Raw genomic sequence first — 16,219 nt, forward strand, 5'->3', positions numbered from 1 at the left:
CTCATCGTAATTCTTTCATAATACTTATTCAAAACTTATTTTACATTGAAAAAATGGATAGACAAATGTCTATCCATTATTCTTCACGTTTACCTTCTTTATTAATTTCATGTAAAAGTGTATCAATTCGATGACCATATCCGATAGATTCATCAAATTCAAAGGAAATTTCAGGCGTTTTACGAAGACGAATACGTTGGCCAATTTCTGAACGAATGAAACCTTTTGCCTTCGCTAAACCTTTTAGTGTACTTTCTTTCTGCTCTTCATCACCTAAAACAGAAATATACACTGTAGCAATTTGTAAATCTCCACTCACTTGTACATCTGTTACAGTAACAAATCCGACACGTGGATCTTTAATTTTACGACTGATGATGTCGCCTAATTCTTTTTTCATTTGCTCGCCTACACGGTTTGCACGTAATTTCATAACTCTTCACCTCATTCAATACCATTCCAATTGTGTTATCGTACGTTCAATTTCAGGAAATGAATCAATATACTCAAGTACACGATTCATTTCTTTTTCACAAATAACACGATTTGAGGATACGGAAACAATCGCAATTTCTGTACGTTGCCATACATCTTGATGCCCTACTTCTGAAACAGCTACGTTATAACGCTGTTTCACACGAGTTAACACCCGTTGCAAAATTGCTCGTTTCTCTTTTAAAGAATGCACATCGTAAATCATACACTCAAATGAGAGAGAAGCGATAATCATCGCTTCACTTCTTCCATAATGTACGCTTCAATGATGTCCCCTTCTTTAAGATCGTTGTATTTCTCAATTGTAATACCACACTCATAGTTTTGAGCAACTTCTTTTACGTCGTCTTTGAAACGTTTTAACGTATCAAGTTGACCTTCATAGATTACCACACCATCACGGATAATACGCACGCCGCTATCACGTGTAATTTTACCATCTGTTACGTAACAACCTGCGATTGTTCCAACTTTTGTTACTTTAAACGTTTGACGTACTTCAGCTTGACCGATTACTTTTTCTTCAAATTCTGGATCTAGCATACCTTGCATCGCTGCTTCGATCTCTTCGATTACTTTATAAATAATGCGGTGTAAACGAATATCAACGTTCTCTAATTCAGCTGTACGCTTTGCATTTACATCTGGGCGTACGTTAAATCCAATTACAATTGCATTAGATGCAGAAGCTAAAATGATATCAGATTCTGTAATCGCACCTACGCCTGTATGGATAATTTTAACTTTAACACCTTCAACATCAATTTTACGAAGTGATGCTGCCATTGCTTCTACAGAACCTTGTACGTCCGCTTTCACAATTAAGTTAATTTCTTTTACATCGCCCTCTTGGATTTGTTGGAATAAATCTTCAAGGCTTAATTTAGATTTCTCACCACGTTGAGCAAGTAACGCTTCTTGTGCACGTGATTCACCGATTTGACGAGCTTTCTTCTCATCAGCGAATGCCATGAAACGATCTCCTGCTTGTGGTACTTCATTTAAACCTGTAATTTCAACAGGAGTTGATGGACCAGCAACTTTTACACGACGACCAATATCACTTACCATTGCACGAACACGACCGAATGTAGTTCCAACAACGATTGGATCTCCTACTCGAAGCGTACCGTTTTGAACAAGTAATGTCGCAATAGTTCCTTTACCTTTATCAAGCTGGGCTTCGATTACAGTACCAGTTGCATAGCGGTTTGGATTTGCTTTATACTCTTCTACTTCACTTACAAGAAGAATCATTTCTAGTAAGTTGTCAATTCCTTCGCCTTGAATCGCAGAAATTGGTACGAAAATTGTGTCTCCGCCCCATGCTTCTGGAACTAATTCATATTCTGTTAGTTCTTGCATTACGCGATCAGGGTTCGCAGCTGGTTTATCCATTTTATTCACAGCAACAATAATTGGTACTCCTGCTGCTTTCGCATGGTTAATTGCTTCAACTGTTTGTGGCATAACACCGTCATCAGCTGCAACAACAAGGATTGTAATATCCGTTACTTGTGCACCACGAGCACGCATCGTTGTAAACGCCGCGTGACCAGGTGTATCTAAGAATGTAATTTTCTTGTCATTTACTTCAACTTGGTATGCACCAATATGCTGAGTAATTCCACCCGCTTCACCAGCAGTTACTTTAGAGTTACGGATAGAGTCAAGCAATGTTGTTTTACCATGGTCAACGTGTCCCATGATTGTAACTACAGCTGGACGCTCTTTTAAGTTCTCTTCATCATCTTGCTCATCGATGAATGTTTCAAACTCAGTTTCGCTTACAATTACTTCTTCTTCTACTTCAATACCGTAGTCGTTAGCAATTAACTCAATTGTATCTTTATCTAAATCTTGGTTAATTGTTGCCATAATTCCAAGCATGAAGAGCTTTTTAATAATTTCAGATGGCTCTTTGCTTAATTTCTTAGCAAGATCACCTACTGTAAGACTTCCAGAGAAAGTAATTTTATCTGGTGTTTCTACAGTTTGTGTTTGTTGTCTTCCAGCAAAGTTCTCTTGACGCTTATCTTCATTTCCTTTGCCTTTTTTCTTTTTCTTATTGCTGTTCTTTTTACTACGAACAACTTTTTCTTCTACTTCAAACTCATCTGCAACAGAAGGTTTTTCAGCTTGATACTCATTATCTAATTTGTTTACTACTTCATCGTCTAACATTGTCATATGATTCGAAACCTCGATATTCATTTCTTTTAGTTTTGTCATAAGATCTTTACTTGAGATATTATGTTTTTTCGCATATTCATGCACTCGAATTTTACTCATACCTTCACCCCCGGTAATTTGTATCGAGCATGCTACGCAGCTTTTTCGCAAAGCCTTCATCTAACACAGCTACAACGACTCGCTCATCTCTCCCAATCGCATGCCCTAATTGTTGTCGATTTTCGACCTTTCTCATTGGTACGTTGTAGTACGTCGTTTTATCCGTGATACGCTTTGTAGTATTTACTGACGCATCCTCAGATAGCAACACAAGTTTTGCCTTGCCACTTCGTACTTCCTTTAAAACGAGTTCTTCACCCGAAATAATTTTTCGAGCCCGGTTTGCTAGTCCTAAAAACGATTTCCAATCGGACACTTATTTCGACTCCTTCTCAACAAGCTCAAGAAGTTCTTCATAAAGAGAACTGTCGATTTTCGCTTTTAGATGATGTTCCAAAACATTTTTCTTTTGAGCTTGAAGAATGCTTTCTTTATCTTTTGATAAATAAGCACCTCGTCCTGATTTCTTTCCAGTTAAATCAATAGACACTTCTCCCTCTTTGGAACGAACAATGCGAACGAGCTCTCGTTTTGATTTCATTTCTTGCGTTGCAACACATTTTCGTAACGGAACTTTTCGATTGCTCATACTCATCACCTCTATTCGATTTCGTCTTCAACAGAATCGAATCCGAATGCGACTACGCTATCTTCTTCTGTTACAATACCAAGTTGTTTCGCATCAGACTCACTCTTAATATCAATTTTCCAACCTGTTAATTTAGCTGCAAGACGTGCATTTTGTCCACGTTTACCGATAGCTAATGACAGTTGGTGGTCTGGAACAACAACTGTTGTTGCTTTTTCTTCTTCATCTACAAGTACTTTCACAACTTGTGATGGGCTTAAAGCATTGGCAACATATTCTACTGGATCATTTGACCAGCGAACGATGTCAATCTTTTCACCTTTTAGTTCGTCTACAATGCGTTGTACACGTTGTCCTTTCGGTCCTACACAAGAACCTACTGGATCCACATCAATGTTCTCTGCATGTACAGAGATTTTAGAACGATCTCCTGCCTCACGTGCTACAGAACGAATTTCAACCGTTCCATCATAGATTTCAGGAACTTCCATTTCGAATAAACGTTTTAAAAGACCAGGATGTGTACGTGATACGTAAATTTGTGGTCCTTTTGTTGTTTTTTCTACTTTCGTAATGAATACGCGAATACGATCATGTGGTTTGTATTGTTCGTTTGGCATTTGCTCACTTACAGGTAATAAAGCTTCTACTTTTCCTAAGCTTACATAGATGAAACGAGCATCTTGACGTTGTACGATACCAACCATGATATCTTCTTCACGGTCACTAAACTCAGAGTAAATAACACCACGCTCAGCTTCACGCACTCGTTGTGTTACAACTTGTTTTGCAGTTTGTGCTGCAATACGACCGAAATCTTTTGGTGTTACTTCAATTTCTAGTACGTCACCATCTTGATAGTTTGGATTAATTTGTCTTGCTTCTTCAACAGAAATTTCAAGACGTGGATCAAACACATTATCAACAACGTCTTTACGTGCTAAAACTTGGATTGTTCCCACTTGTGGGTTAAAGCTCACACGAACGTTTTGTGCTTGGTTAAAATTGCGTTTATAAGCAGAGATTAACGCTGCTTCAATCGCATCAATAATAATATCTTTGCTAATTCCTTTTTCTGACTCTAATACGAGCAAGGCATCTAACAACTCAGTGCTCATGAAGATCCCCCTTCTAACTAAAACGTAACAGCAAGTCGCGCATTTGCAACTTTGTCCATTGGAATTTGGATTTCTTTTTTACGTGTTTTAATTGTTAATAATAGTGTAATTGTAGTACCATCGTAGGAAAGCATTTTTCCTTCAAACATCTTTTCACCATCAATCGGCTCATATGTTTTAATTGCCACTTGTTTTCCTACCGCTTGCTGGAAGTCTTTCTCTTTCTTTAATGGACGTTCTGCTCCAGGAGATGACACATCCAAAAAGTAAAGATGAGGAATTGGATCCTCTTTATCTAAAGCTTCGCTTAAACGTTCACTCACCGCACCGCATTCTTCAATGTCGACTCCCTTTTCAGAATCGATGAATACGCGTAAGAACCAGTCTTGTCCTTCTTTCACATACTCTACATCTACAAGTTCAAGATTTAACTCTTCAACAATTGGCTGCGCAAATGCTTCTACAACTTCTGTGACTTTCTTATCCATAAACAGCCTCCTTCCTGCCGCCATGTACCATTCACAAGAAAAGACCCCGTCCATAGAACGGTCTATCTTATTCTTTCTCGTTAGCTAACAAAAGCCCCTGCCGTTAAGCAGGGAATATCTGTCTTAGTATTACCAAATTTAAGAAGTAAAACTTGTAACAAAATATGTATATACGACAGAAATTTCTTACCTCTCCACATCAATAAAATGTAGATAGTAACACGAAAGAGTGGGTTTCCCCACTCTTCTTTTCACACAATATACATGACATGGTTATCTCGGTTAATAGTATACCATACCAAATGTTGATTTGCAAAGACTTTTCCTACCTATCAGAACAGCGATAACTGGTTTTGATCCGGCAAATCACCTAAACAACCTTGACTATCTAAATACTCAATAATTGTTTTCGAAACCTTACTACGCTGCTGCAAGTCTTCTTTTGATAAGAATTCTCCATTTTTGCGTGCTTCCACAATACTTAAAGCTGCGTTTGTACCAAGACCAGGCACCGCATTAAATGGAGGGATTAATGAGTCTCCATCAATAATAAAGTCTGTTGCATGTGAGCGATATAAATCCACCTTTTGGAATGAGTATCCACGCTCACACATTTCAAGTGTCATTTCTAGTACAGTCAATAAACTCTTCTCTTTCGGTGCTGCATCTAAACCTTTTTGCGCAATTTCATCAATTCTTGCACGTATAGATGCTGAACCTTTTGCCATCGCTTCTACGTCAAAGTCATCTGCACGAACCGTAAAGTATGCCGCATAGAATAAAAGCGCGAAATGTACTTTAAAGTATGCGATACGCACAGCCATAAGTACGTAAGCAGCCGCATGGGCTTTCGGGAACATGTACTTAATCTTCTTACATGAATCAATATACCAACCTGGTACATTATTACTTTTCATGTCCTCTTCCCATTCTTCTGGTACACCTTTACCTTTACGTACTGACTCCATGATTTTGAAGGCTAATGATGGGTCTAAACCTTGATAGATTAAATATACCATGATGTCATCACGACAACCGATAACTTCACTCAGCGTACATGTACCGTTATAAATTAACTCGTTTGCATTACCAAGCCATACGTCCGTACCATGTGATAACCCAGAAATTTGGACTAACTCTGAGAACGTCGTCGGTTTCGTCTCTTCTAACATCTGTCTTACGAATTTCGTACCAAACTCTGGTATACCAAGTGTACCTGTTTTACAGTTAATTTGTTCCTCCGTTACGCCTAACGATTCTGGCCCTGAGAAAATTTTCATTACTTCTGGATCGTCCGTTGGGATTGTTTTTGGATCAATACCACTTAAATCTTGTAACATACGAATAACTGTCGGATCATCGTGTCCTAGTATATCAAGCTTCAGTAAATTATCATGAATAGAGTGGAAGTCAAAGTGTGTTGTTCTCCACTCAGCACCTATTGAATCTGCTGGATACTGTATTGGTGAGAAATCAAAAATGTCCATATAATCTGGCACAACGATAATACCACCTGGATGCTGCCCTGTTGTACGTTTTACACCGGTACATCCTGCTACTAAGCGGTCAATTTCTGCATTTCGAATTGTTAAGTTATGATCATTTGCATAACCTTTTACATATCCATAAGCAGTTTTTTCCGCAACTGTACCAATCGTTCCTGCACGATATACATAATCTTCACCGAATAGTACTTTCGTATAGTTATGGGCACGTGGTTGGTATTCCCCGGAGAAATTCAAATCGATATCGGGTACCTTATCTCCTTTAAATCCAAGGAACGTTTCGAACGGAATGTCATGTCCATCTTTTACATATGGAATATTACAAGTTGGACATTCTTTATCCGGTAAGTCAAAACCAGAACCTACAGAACCATCATTAAAGAATTCTGATTGCTTACATTTCGGACATACATAGTGTGGTGGTAATGGATTTACTTCTGTAATTTCCATCATCGTTGCAACGAATGATGAACCTACCGATCCACGCGAACCTACTAGATATCCGTCTACTAACGATTTTTTCACAAGCTTATGTGAAATTAAATAAATTACGGCGAATCCATGCCCGATGATACTTTTTAATTCTTTTTCTAAACGCGCTTCTACAATTTCAGGTAACTCTTCACCATAAATGCTACGCGCCATTTTATAACTCATATCACGCGTTTCATCATCTGCACCTTCAATTTTCGGTGTATATAGATCATCTTTTACTGGATGAACATCACCAATTAATGATGCAATCTTTTGTGTATTCGTTACGACTATTTCTTTCGCTACGTCTTCACCTAAAAATGAGAAACACTCTAACATTTCATCCGTTGTACGGAAATGTACAGGTGGTAATGAATGTCGGTTTAACGGATTCGCTCCACCCTGTGAACTTACTAAAATTTTACGATACATTGCATCTTCTGGATTTAAGTAATGCACGTTTCCTGTAGCCACAACTGGTTTATCTAACGTCTCACCTAGTTTTACTAAGTTAGAAATAATTGTTTTTAATTGTCCCTCATCTCGAACGAGTTCACGCTCTACTAAATGACGTAACACTTCTGGTGGCATTACTTCAATGTAATCGTAGAACTGCGCAATTTCTTCTACCTCTTCAGGAGCTTTTTGCATCATCGCCTCAAACACTTCACCTTTATCACAAGCCGTTCCTACTAAAATACCTTCACGATACTTTTTTAATAGTGATCTTGGTACTCGTGGTACACGGTAAAAGTAATTTAAATGAGAATATGAAACAAGTTTATATAAATTTTTCAATCCAACATCCGATGTAGCAAGTAATGTCATATGACTTGGACGCCCGCGCTTATATGCATCCCCTTGTCCCATACTATCGTTTAATTGATCGTGATATTCAAAACCTTTTTCAATTACATCTTTTAACATTTTCACTAGTAAGTATCCCGTTGCTTCTGTATCATAAATCGCACGGTGATGCTGAGTTAATTCAATGTCCATCTTTTTACACAACGTATTTAAACGGTGATTTTTCATTTCTGGGAATAAGAATCGTGCAAGCTCTAACGTATCTATTACTGGATTTTTTGTTTTTTCTAAACCAGCTTTTTTAAATCCTACGTTAATAAAGCCCATATCGAAGCTTGCGTTATGAGCAACAAGTGTATGGTCGCCCATCCATTCTTCAAACTTTTTAAACACTTCGTCCACTTCTGGTGCGTCGGTTAACATATCATCTGTAATACCTGTTAATTCAATGATCGTTGCCGATAATGGTTGGTGCGGATTTGCAAAAGATTCAAAGCGGTCAATAATTTCGCCGCCTTTTACTTTTACAGCAGCTAACTCAATAACTGTATCATATACAGCTGATAAACCTGTCGTCTCAACGTCGAAAACAACATACGTTTCCTCTGCAAGTAAACGATGCGCTTCGTTATACGCTATTGGTACACCGTCATTCACTAAGTTTGCTTCCACACCATATATAACTTTAATTCCGGCTTTTTTCCCAGCTGAATATGCTTCTGGGAATGACTGTGCAACAGCATGGTCTGTAATGGCAATAGCCTCATGCCCCCATTTACCAGCTTGAGCAACAAGCTTAGAAACTGGAGTAACAGCATCCATTTGACTCATTGGCGTGTGAAGATGGAGCTCTACTCGTTTTTCGCCTTCTGGTGCTTTATCTTTACGAGACGGTCCTGTTATTTCATTAATATCATTTGCAATCATTACTAAATCTCGAACAAATGTATCATTTTGAACAGAACCACGAGCCTTCACCCACATTCCTTTTTTCAAGGATTGTAGCATTGGAATATCTTCTTTATCACGTGAGAACATTTTGATCATAATCGAATCTGTATAATCCGTTATTTTTAAAGTTAATAACGTACGTCCACTACGAAGCTCTTTCGTTTCCACATGGAAGACATATCCTTGAACTGTTTTTCTTCTTTCTTCATCTTGAATTTCTCGCATTGGTGTAATCTCTTCATCTGGCTTAATAAGATACCCGAGTGTGATCGGCCCTTCATGCACAACGCTGCTTTCTTCAGCTTGCTTCTTCGCCATTTCTTCCATAGCTTGTATAACACGCTCGCGGTCTTCTTGCTGCGTTTGCTCACGAAACTTTTGCATTTCTTCTGTATTTTGCTGTATATGTGTGTCTAACTGGAAACGCGGGAATCCAAAAGCCTCGTATTGATCCCCTACTGGTTTCGCAACGTTTTTCTTTAAAGCAGTAGATTCCAGCTCATTATTCACATTTATAAGTAACTTCACTCCATTGACCTGCGGAAGCTGCTTCTTTAAATAAGCAAACATAGGTGAAAATGTAATTCGTTCCGTACAAAGTGGCCAATACGCCCTCACTTCTTCTTCAGTAAATTGTTTGTTCTCTGTTTCTAATGCAAATGTTGTTCTTGCAATATGAGAAAATGATTGCTTAAGCTTTGTTTCTAGCAATTCATATAATTCTGTAGGCAAAATACGTGGCACTTGTAAATTAAAATGCCAACTTTTATTCGCTTTATCGATAACGAGCCTTTCAATACCACCGCCTTGTAAATATTGATTTATAAGGTCGTCTGGTATTTGCAACTGCTGGAGCAAAATTTGAAATCGCTCTTTTTGTTCATTTGTTAAAGACATAAGCACTCTCCTTCCATTTGCTATTATAAATTGAAACGTACTACAAAGAAAGATTTCTCCCTTCTTCTTTTACAAAATACGTTTACAAAGAAAGAGAAGGTACCTCATTACGAGGTACCTCTTCCTATTTTAAAATATTAGCAATATATGTTTGAAGTTCTTCTACTTTTACTTCTTCAGACTCACCTGTAGCACGTACTTTCACTTCTACAATACCTTCGTCTGCTTTTTTACCAACTGTCACGCGAACTGGAAGGCCGAATAAATCAGCATCAGCAAATTTAACACCTGCACGTTCTGCACGATCATCTAGTAATACTTCATATCCTTGCTCTTGTAATGAGTTGTAGATGTTTTCACCCATTTCACGTTGTGCATCAGACTTCATATTCACTGGAATTACATGCACATGGAACGGTGCAACAGCTTTTGGCCAAACTAAACCGTTCTCATCATTAAACTGCTCTGCAATTGCTGCCACTGTACGAGACACACCAATGCCGTAACAACCCATAATAAGTGGTTGTGTTTTTCCGTTTTCATCTAGGAATGTTGCGTTCATTGCTTCACTATAACGAGTTCCTAATTTAAATACATGACCAACTTCAATTCCGCGTGCGAAAAGAATTGTTCCGTTTCCGTCTGGAGATTGGTCTCCTTCTTGAATGAATCGTAAATCCGTATATTGACTTACTTTAAAGTCACGTTCTGGATTTACATTTACATAATGGAATCCTTCTTCGTTCGCTCCTGAACATCCGTTGACAATTGATGCTACAGCGTGATCAGCAATAATTTCGATATCACCTGTTACACCAATTGGACCTAATGAACCAACTTCACAATTTAATAATTCTTTTACTTCTTCATGAGAGGCAAGCTCAACAACGGAAGCACCGTATACATTTTTCACTTTTACATCGTTTACTTCATGATCACCACGAACAAGTACCACTACTAATTTCTCATCTACTTTAAATACCATAGACTTAATGCACTTTTCAGCTTCGATGTTTAAGAATGCAGATACTTCTTCAATTGCTTTTTGGTCTGGTGTTGCTACTTTTTCAAGCTCTTTTTCTGCTTCGTCACTCTTCGTATACGTAGCTACAACAGGAGCCATTTCGATGTTCGCTGCATAATCAGATGTATCAGAGTATGCAATTGTATCTTCACCAACATCAGATAATACCATAAATTCATGTGTATCTTTTCCACCCATTGCTCCAGAATCAGCAATAACCGCACGGAAATTCAAGCCACAACGAGCAAAGATGTTAGAGTATGCTTTGTATAAGCGATCGTACACTTCATCTAAGCTCTCTTGCGTAGCATGGAAAGAGTATGCATCTTTCATTAGAAACTCTCTTCCACGTAATAAACCGAAACGAGGTCTTTGTTCATCACGGAATTTTGTTTGAATTTGATATAATGTTAACGGTAATTTTTTATACGATTTCACTTCATCACGTACAAGATCCGTAATTACTTCTTCATGTGTCGCTCCTAATGCAAATTCACGAGCGTTACGATCTTTCATACGCATTAATTCAGATCCGTAAGAATACCAACGACCTGACTCTTGCCATAATTCTGCAGCTTGCATCGCTGGCATTAATAATTCTACAGCACCTGCGCGCTCCATTTCTTCTCGAACGATACGTTCTACTTTGTGTAGTACTTTTAATCCAAATGGTAGAAAACTATAAATACCAGAAGCATTTTGACGCATAAAACCTGCACGAAGTAATAACTGATGACTCTTAATCTCCGCATCAGCTGGAACTTCACGTAATGTAGGACTGAATACCATACTTTGTTTCATTTATTCGCACCTCTTCATTTTACTCTTACACGCAGGAAAACCCCTCACCTCGAGTTAGGTGAGGGATTTTATTCTACGAGCTCTATTTCATTATAAGTTTCACTTTATTTTACAAGAAAAACTTACGAATGTCATTCCAAGTTACAACTAACATAAGTAACATTAATAATGCAAAACCAATAAAGTGAACCATTCCTTCTTTTTGGCGATCAATTGGTTTCCCACGCAATGCCTCAATTAAGAAGAAGAACAAACGTCCACCGTCTAAAGCAGGAACTGGTAGTAAATTAAATAAACCAAGGTTAATACTTAAAACGGCTGCTAAATTTAATACACGCGTAAATCCATAATCTACCACTTGATCTGTAAGATTATAAATTCCTACTGGACCTGACAACTCATTAATAGAGAATTGACCCGTTACTAATTTCACAAGAGATTCAAAAATTAGTTTCGTCCAATAATATGTTTGTTCAAAACCTGATTTAATCGAACCCATTACTGTTTTCTCTACTGGAGTGTAAACACCAATTCTACCAATTTCTTCTTTACCTTCTTTATCAAGCGTTGGCGTTACTTTCACATTAAACTGTTCACTATCACGCTTTACTTGTAACGTAAGTTCTTTATTCGGGTTTTCACGTACAATGGTAACAACATCTTTCCATGTACTTGTGTTTTTCCCATCAATAGCTTGAATTGTATCATTTTCTTTTAATCCAGCTTGCTCTGCTGCACTATTCTCCATCACTTTTCCGACCATTGGTTTGTCAACAGGAACACCTTGTACAAATCCAAGAATCACAAAAATAACAAATGCTAAAATGAAGTTCATTGCAGGACCCGCAAAGATCGTTAAAGCACGTTGACCTAATTTCTTAGAGCCAAACTGTCTATTATACGGAGCAATTTGAATTTCTTCACCGGCAGTAATAATACGAGCCTTCTCATTCACTCGGAATGTTTGAAGCTCTTCCTCGTACTCTTCATAACCCGAAATTGTTAAATTATGCTCTAAATCAGATTGTTCGACTTCAATAACGCGAACATTTGGATACTTTTCATATCCATCAAAAACTAATTTTACAACTTCGTCTTTTTCGTTTAATACAAGGCCAACCTTTTTCCCTGGCTTTAACTCAACTGTATCTGCATCCTCGCCAGCCATTCTTACATAGCCGCCAAGGGGCAGTAATCGAATCGTATACACCGTTTCATTCTTTTCAAATGAGAATATTTTCGGACCAAAACCAATCGCAAACTCACGGCATAAAATACCTGCTCGTTTTGCGAAATATAGATGCCCTAGCTCATGGAAAAATACAAGTGCACCGAAAATTAATATAAAGGCAATCGCTGTATTCAATTCCATACCACCTTTGCTAAATTTGTTCCATCACAAACCGTCTTGTGGCTGCATCAATTTCCAGAATTTCCTCTAAGCTTGGACGTGCAATGACATTGTGATGGTTCATTGCTTTTTCAATGAGGTCTTCCACTGTTAAGAAACCAATTCTCTTTTGTAAAAAAGCTTCAACAGCTACTTCATTCGCTGCATTCATTACAGCTGGCATACTTCCACCTGTTTTTCCAGCTTCATACGCAAAGCGCAAGCAACGGAAACGTTCTTGATTCATTTTCTCAAAATGCAATGTACCCATTTCCCATAAATTTAACTGCTTTGTGTCTGAAAGAGGCAATCGATCAGGATATGTAAGTGCGTATTGAATTGGCACTCGCATATCAGGTGAGCCAAGCTGTGCCATCACACTACGATCTTCAAATTCAACCATAGAATGAATAATACTTTCTTTATGTAAAACAACATCGATTTGCTCATAAGGGATACCGAAAAGCCAATGTGCTTCAATTACTTCTAGCCCCTTATTCATCATTGTAGCAGAATCAATTGTAATTTTCGAACCCATTGACCAGTTTGGATGTCGAAGCGCATCTTCTACGGTCACATGATGCAATTCATCTCTCGTTTTATCACGGAAACTTCCACCAGAAGCCGTTATAATTAGTCGAGAAATTCTTTTTTCATTTTCACCATTCAAGCATTGAAAAATAGCTGAATGTTCACTGTCTACTGGAAGTAACGAAACATTATGTTTTCGCGCTGCTTCCATTACAAGATGCCCTGCAGTTACTAACGTTTCTTTGTTTGCAATTCCAATTGTTTTTTTCGCCTCAATTGCACGAAGTGTCGGTAACAACCCTACGCTACCTACAACAGCATTTACTACAATCTCCGCATCTGGATGTAATGCTACTTCTAAAAGTCCTTCACTACCATATACAATTTTTGTATTACCAGAGACAGCTTGTAATTTTAAAACATCTTCCTCTCTTTGCACAGAGACAATTTGCGGAGAAAATTCTTGAATGACTTTTACTGCATAGTCAATATTTTTCCCTACAGAAAAAGCAACGAGACGGAATTGGTCTGGGTGCGAGCGTAATACATCTAAAGTTTGTGTACCAATTGATCCGCTTGCACCTAATAAACTAATGTTTTTCATGACTCCAACCCCTCGTTCATTTATTAATTGTATTGTAATAAGAAGTAGAGAATTGGTAAAACGAATAACCAACTATCTGTTCGATCTAATATACCACCATGTCCAGGTAAAATTGTACCTGAATCTTTTACGCCATAATGACGTTTAAATGCAGATTGTACTAAATCACCAATTTGTCCAAAAATAGAAATGATAATTGTCAGCACAATTAAAATTACTACATTCGATTCCACTGGGAAGAACATGTTGTAAACAAGCGCCACAATAATTCCACAAACGATGCCGCCTAATGAACCTTCAATCGTTTTATTTGGACTAATTTCTGGCCATAATTTTCTTTTTCCTAATGCTTTTCCTACGAAATATGCACCTGAATCAGTAGCCCATATAACAAATAATGCGCAAAACACATATTTAATTCCTAAAATTCTCGTTTCATTCAAATATAAGAATCCCATTGCAACATATGTTGTCGCCATTAGTAAAAATGAAGCATTATCAAAAGTAAATGTATTCTTAGAAAGGACTGTATATGATAAAAGTAATAGAACAATCACAAATGTGATTTCTAATTTACCTAATCCAATCCAAGTAAACAGTTCTGATGCACTACTTGGAATTAAAATAATCCATAATAATACTGCAGCTAAAACTGTTGGTACTGAAATAAGCGTAAGCTTATTCATACGAATTAATTCATATAAACCTATAGAAGCAAGTGCATACACTAAAACCGTAAAAGGCACGCCACCGTAAATTACGATGGGAATGAATAGCGCGGCAGCAACCACTCCAGTAATAATTCTCTGTTTCACTACCAAACCCTCTCTTTCTACACGCCTCCGAATCTGCGCCCTCTATGCTGAAAGTCTGTAATCGCATTTAGCAAATGTTCCTCGGTAAAATCTGGCCAATACACATCTGTAAACCAAAATTCCGAATATGCAATTTGCCATAACATGAAATTACTAATACGTAGCTCTCCGCTCGTACGGATTAACAATTCTGGATCAGGTAAAGAACTCGTCATTAGGTAGGAAGAAAGCATTTCTTCGCTTACATCTTCAACACGAACTTTTCCTTCCTCACTATCTTTCATCATATGTTGCACAGCAGAAACGATTTCATCTCGACTTCCATAGTTTAACGCGAAATTCAGAATTAATCCCGTATTCTCTTTCGTCTCTTCCATGGCCTTCTCCATCGCTCTGCGTGTATGCGTAGGAAGACGATCTTGTTGCCCTATTACACGGACTTGTACGTTCTCTTCAATCAATTCTGGTAAAAATGTACCTAAAAATTCTTCTGGAAGCTTCATTAAATAATCAACTTCCTTTTTTGGTCTTTTCCAGTTCTCAGTTGAAAAAGCATAAAGAGTTAATACTTTCACATTAAGTTTGCTTGCAAATTTTGTGATTTTCTTTACAACTTGCATGCCTTCATGATGTCCCGCAATACGAGGCATCGCTCTCCTCTTTGCCCACCTTCCATTACCATCCATAATAATGGCAATATGTTCTGGGATGTATCCTTTTTTCACTTCTTCAACGAGATGATCAAACGATGTGTCCTTTTTACCTTTAAAAAAAGGAAAGTTTTTAAACATCATTCATACCCTCCAACAAGCAGACGTATGCCTAAAAGTGTAAAAAGACCCCCTTAAGAAGAGGGTCATATTTGCGAAAGTATCGCTATTACACTTCCATGATTTCTTTTTCTTTGTTTTTTGCGATTTCGTCAACTTTTGCAATATATTTATCTGTTTCTTTTTGGATATCTTCAGTATATCCTCTTAAATCGTCTTCTGTAATCTCGCCAGCTTTTTCAAGCTTCTTAAGATCATCGTTACCGTCACGACGTACGTTACGAACAGCAACTTTTGCTTCTTCAGCATATTTTTTCACAACTTTTACAAGATCACGACGACGCTCTTCTGTTAATGCAGGGAATGCAATACGAATTACAGTTCCATCATTAGAAGGGTTTAAGCCTAAATCTGCTTTTAAAATTGCTTTTTCGATATCACCGATAGAAGTTTTATCATACGGTTGAATTACAAGTAAACGTGCTTCTGGAACTGTAATGTTCGCTAATTGCACAACTGGTGTTGGTGCACCATAGTAATCAACTTGTACTTTATCTAATACAGACGCGTTTGCACGACCAGCGCGAACTGTTGCTAATTCGCGTGAATAAGCAGCAACCGCTTTTTCCATTTTTTCATTTGCAGACTTCAATACTTGTTGTCCCATA

Annotated in this window: 14 protein-coding genes; all 14 read right to left on the reverse strand. The window is 37.8% G+C overall.

What is annotated here, in order from left to right:
- Positions 1-76: 76 nt before the first annotated feature.
- Positions 77-433 (reverse strand): 30S ribosome-binding factor RbfA, encoded by a 357-nt coding sequence (gene rbfA, locus NST14_RS18970; RefSeq protein WP_000776443.1) that lies wholly within the window; start codon positions 431-433, stop codon positions 77-79.
- A 15-nt stretch (positions 434-448) separates the two neighbouring features.
- Positions 449-730, reverse strand: a complete 282-nt coding sequence (locus NST14_RS18975; protein WP_000582364.1) for a DUF503 domain-containing protein — start codon at positions 728-730, stop codon at positions 449-451.
- Positions 727-2,787, reverse strand: coding sequence for a translation initiation factor IF-2 (infB, locus tag NST14_RS18980; protein WP_000036342.1), 2,061 nt, complete (start codon positions 2,785-2,787; stop codon positions 727-729). Before infB ends, NST14_RS18975 begins: the two co-directional genes overlap by 4 nt.
- A 4-nt stretch (positions 2,788-2,791) precedes the next feature.
- Positions 2,792-3,103 (reverse strand): YlxQ family RNA-binding protein, encoded by a 312-nt coding sequence (locus NST14_RS18985; protein ID WP_001286523.1) that lies wholly within the window; start codon positions 3,101-3,103, stop codon positions 2,792-2,794.
- Positions 3,104-3,376, reverse strand: coding sequence for an RNase P modulator RnpM (gene rnpM / locus NST14_RS18990; protein ID WP_000071128.1), 273 nt, complete (start codon positions 3,374-3,376; stop codon positions 3,104-3,106).
- An 11-nt stretch (positions 3,377-3,387) separates the two neighbouring features.
- On the reverse strand, positions 3,388-4,494 hold the full coding sequence (nusA, locus tag NST14_RS18995) for a transcription termination factor NusA (protein ID WP_000102609.1): 1,107 nt from the start codon (positions 4,492-4,494) through the stop codon (positions 3,388-3,390).
- Positions 4,495-4,511: 17 nt separating this feature from the next.
- The gene (gene rimP, locus NST14_RS19000) at positions 4,512-4,982 is read right to left on the reverse strand and encodes a ribosome maturation factor RimP (RefSeq protein WP_000359097.1); all 471 of its coding nucleotides are present in this window, start codon (positions 4,980-4,982) and stop codon (positions 4,512-4,514) included.
- A gap of 332 nt (positions 4,983-5,314) precedes the next feature.
- On the reverse strand, positions 5,315-9,616 hold the full coding sequence (locus NST14_RS19005; RefSeq protein WP_000059980.1) for a PolC-type DNA polymerase III: 4,302 nt from the start codon (positions 9,614-9,616) through the stop codon (positions 5,315-5,317).
- Between the two features lie 124 nt (positions 9,617-9,740).
- A complete protein-coding gene (locus tag NST14_RS19010; RefSeq protein WP_000814314.1) occupies positions 9,741-11,441 on the reverse strand; it encodes a proline--tRNA ligase in 1,701 nt (566 codons plus the stop codon).
- A 109-nt stretch (positions 11,442-11,550) separates the two neighbouring features.
- Positions 11,551-12,807: an RIP metalloprotease RseP gene (gene rseP / locus NST14_RS19015; protein WP_001090249.1), complete on the reverse strand. Its 1,257-nt coding sequence runs from the start codon at positions 12,805-12,807 to the stop codon at positions 11,551-11,553.
- Positions 12,808-12,823: 16 nt separating this feature from the next.
- A complete protein-coding gene (dxr, locus tag NST14_RS19020; protein ID WP_000790362.1) occupies positions 12,824-13,966 on the reverse strand; it encodes a 1-deoxy-D-xylulose-5-phosphate reductoisomerase in 1,143 nt (380 codons plus the stop codon).
- A gap of 23 nt (positions 13,967-13,989) precedes the next feature.
- Positions 13,990-14,781, reverse strand: coding sequence for a phosphatidate cytidylyltransferase (cdsA, locus tag NST14_RS19025; protein WP_000813584.1), 792 nt, complete (start codon positions 14,779-14,781; stop codon positions 13,990-13,992).
- A 17-nt stretch (positions 14,782-14,798) separates the two neighbouring features.
- Positions 14,799-15,575 carry an isoprenyl transferase gene (gene uppS, locus NST14_RS19030; protein ID WP_000971301.1) on the reverse strand — a complete coding sequence of 259 codons (777 nt, stop codon included), beginning with the start codon at positions 15,573-15,575 and terminating at the stop codon, positions 14,799-14,801.
- An 85-nt stretch (positions 15,576-15,660) separates the two neighbouring features.
- Positions 15,661-16,218, reverse strand: coding sequence for a ribosome recycling factor (gene frr, locus NST14_RS19035; RefSeq protein ID WP_000531500.1), 558 nt, complete (start codon positions 16,216-16,218; stop codon positions 15,661-15,663).
- Between the last annotated feature and the right edge of the window lies 1 nt (position 16,219).

Source organism: Bacillus sp. FSL W8-0519, from assembly GCF_038005585.1.
GTDB classification, from domain to species: Bacteria; Bacillota; Bacilli; order Bacillales; family Bacillaceae_G; genus Bacillus_A; species Bacillus_A paranthracis.

Excerpts from the sequence above, each read along its gene's own strand:
- NST14_RS18975 (WP_000582364.1), bottom strand. The coding sequence starts at position 730 with ATGATTATCGCTTCTCTCTCATTTGAGTGTATGATTTACGATGTGCAT.
- frr (WP_000531500.1), bottom strand. The coding sequence starts at position 16,218 with ATGGGACAACAAGTATTGAAGTCTGCAAATGAAAAAATGGAAAAAGCG.
- NST14_RS19005 (WP_000059980.1), bottom strand. The coding sequence starts at position 9,616 with ATGTCTTTAACAAATGAACAAAAAGAGCGATTTCAAATTTTGCTCCAG.
- infB (WP_000036342.1), bottom strand. The coding sequence starts at position 2,787 with ATGAGTAAAATTCGAGTGCATGAATATGCGAAAAAACATAATATCTCA.
- NST14_RS19010 (WP_000814314.1), bottom strand. The coding sequence starts at position 11,441 with ATGAAACAAAGTATGGTATTCAGTCCTACATTACGTGAAGTTCCAGCT.
- rbfA (WP_000776443.1), bottom strand. The coding sequence starts at position 433 with ATGAAATTACGTGCAAACCGTGTAGGCGAGCAAATGAAAAAAGAATTA.
- uppS (WP_000971301.1), bottom strand. The coding sequence starts at position 15,575 with ATGATGTTTAAAAACTTTCCTTTTTTTAAAGGTAAAAAGGACACATCG.
- nusA (WP_000102609.1), bottom strand. The coding sequence starts at position 4,494 with ATGAGCACTGAGTTGTTAGATGCCTTGCTCGTATTAGAGTCAGAAAAA.
- dxr (WP_000790362.1), bottom strand. The coding sequence starts at position 13,966 with ATGAAAAACATTAGTTTATTAGGTGCAAGCGGATCAATTGGTACACAA.
- rnpM (WP_000071128.1), bottom strand. The coding sequence starts at position 3,376 with ATGAGCAATCGAAAAGTTCCGTTACGAAAATGTGTTGCAACGCAAGAA.
- rimP (WP_000359097.1), bottom strand. The coding sequence starts at position 4,982 with ATGGATAAGAAAGTCACAGAAGTTGTAGAAGCATTTGCGCAGCCAATT.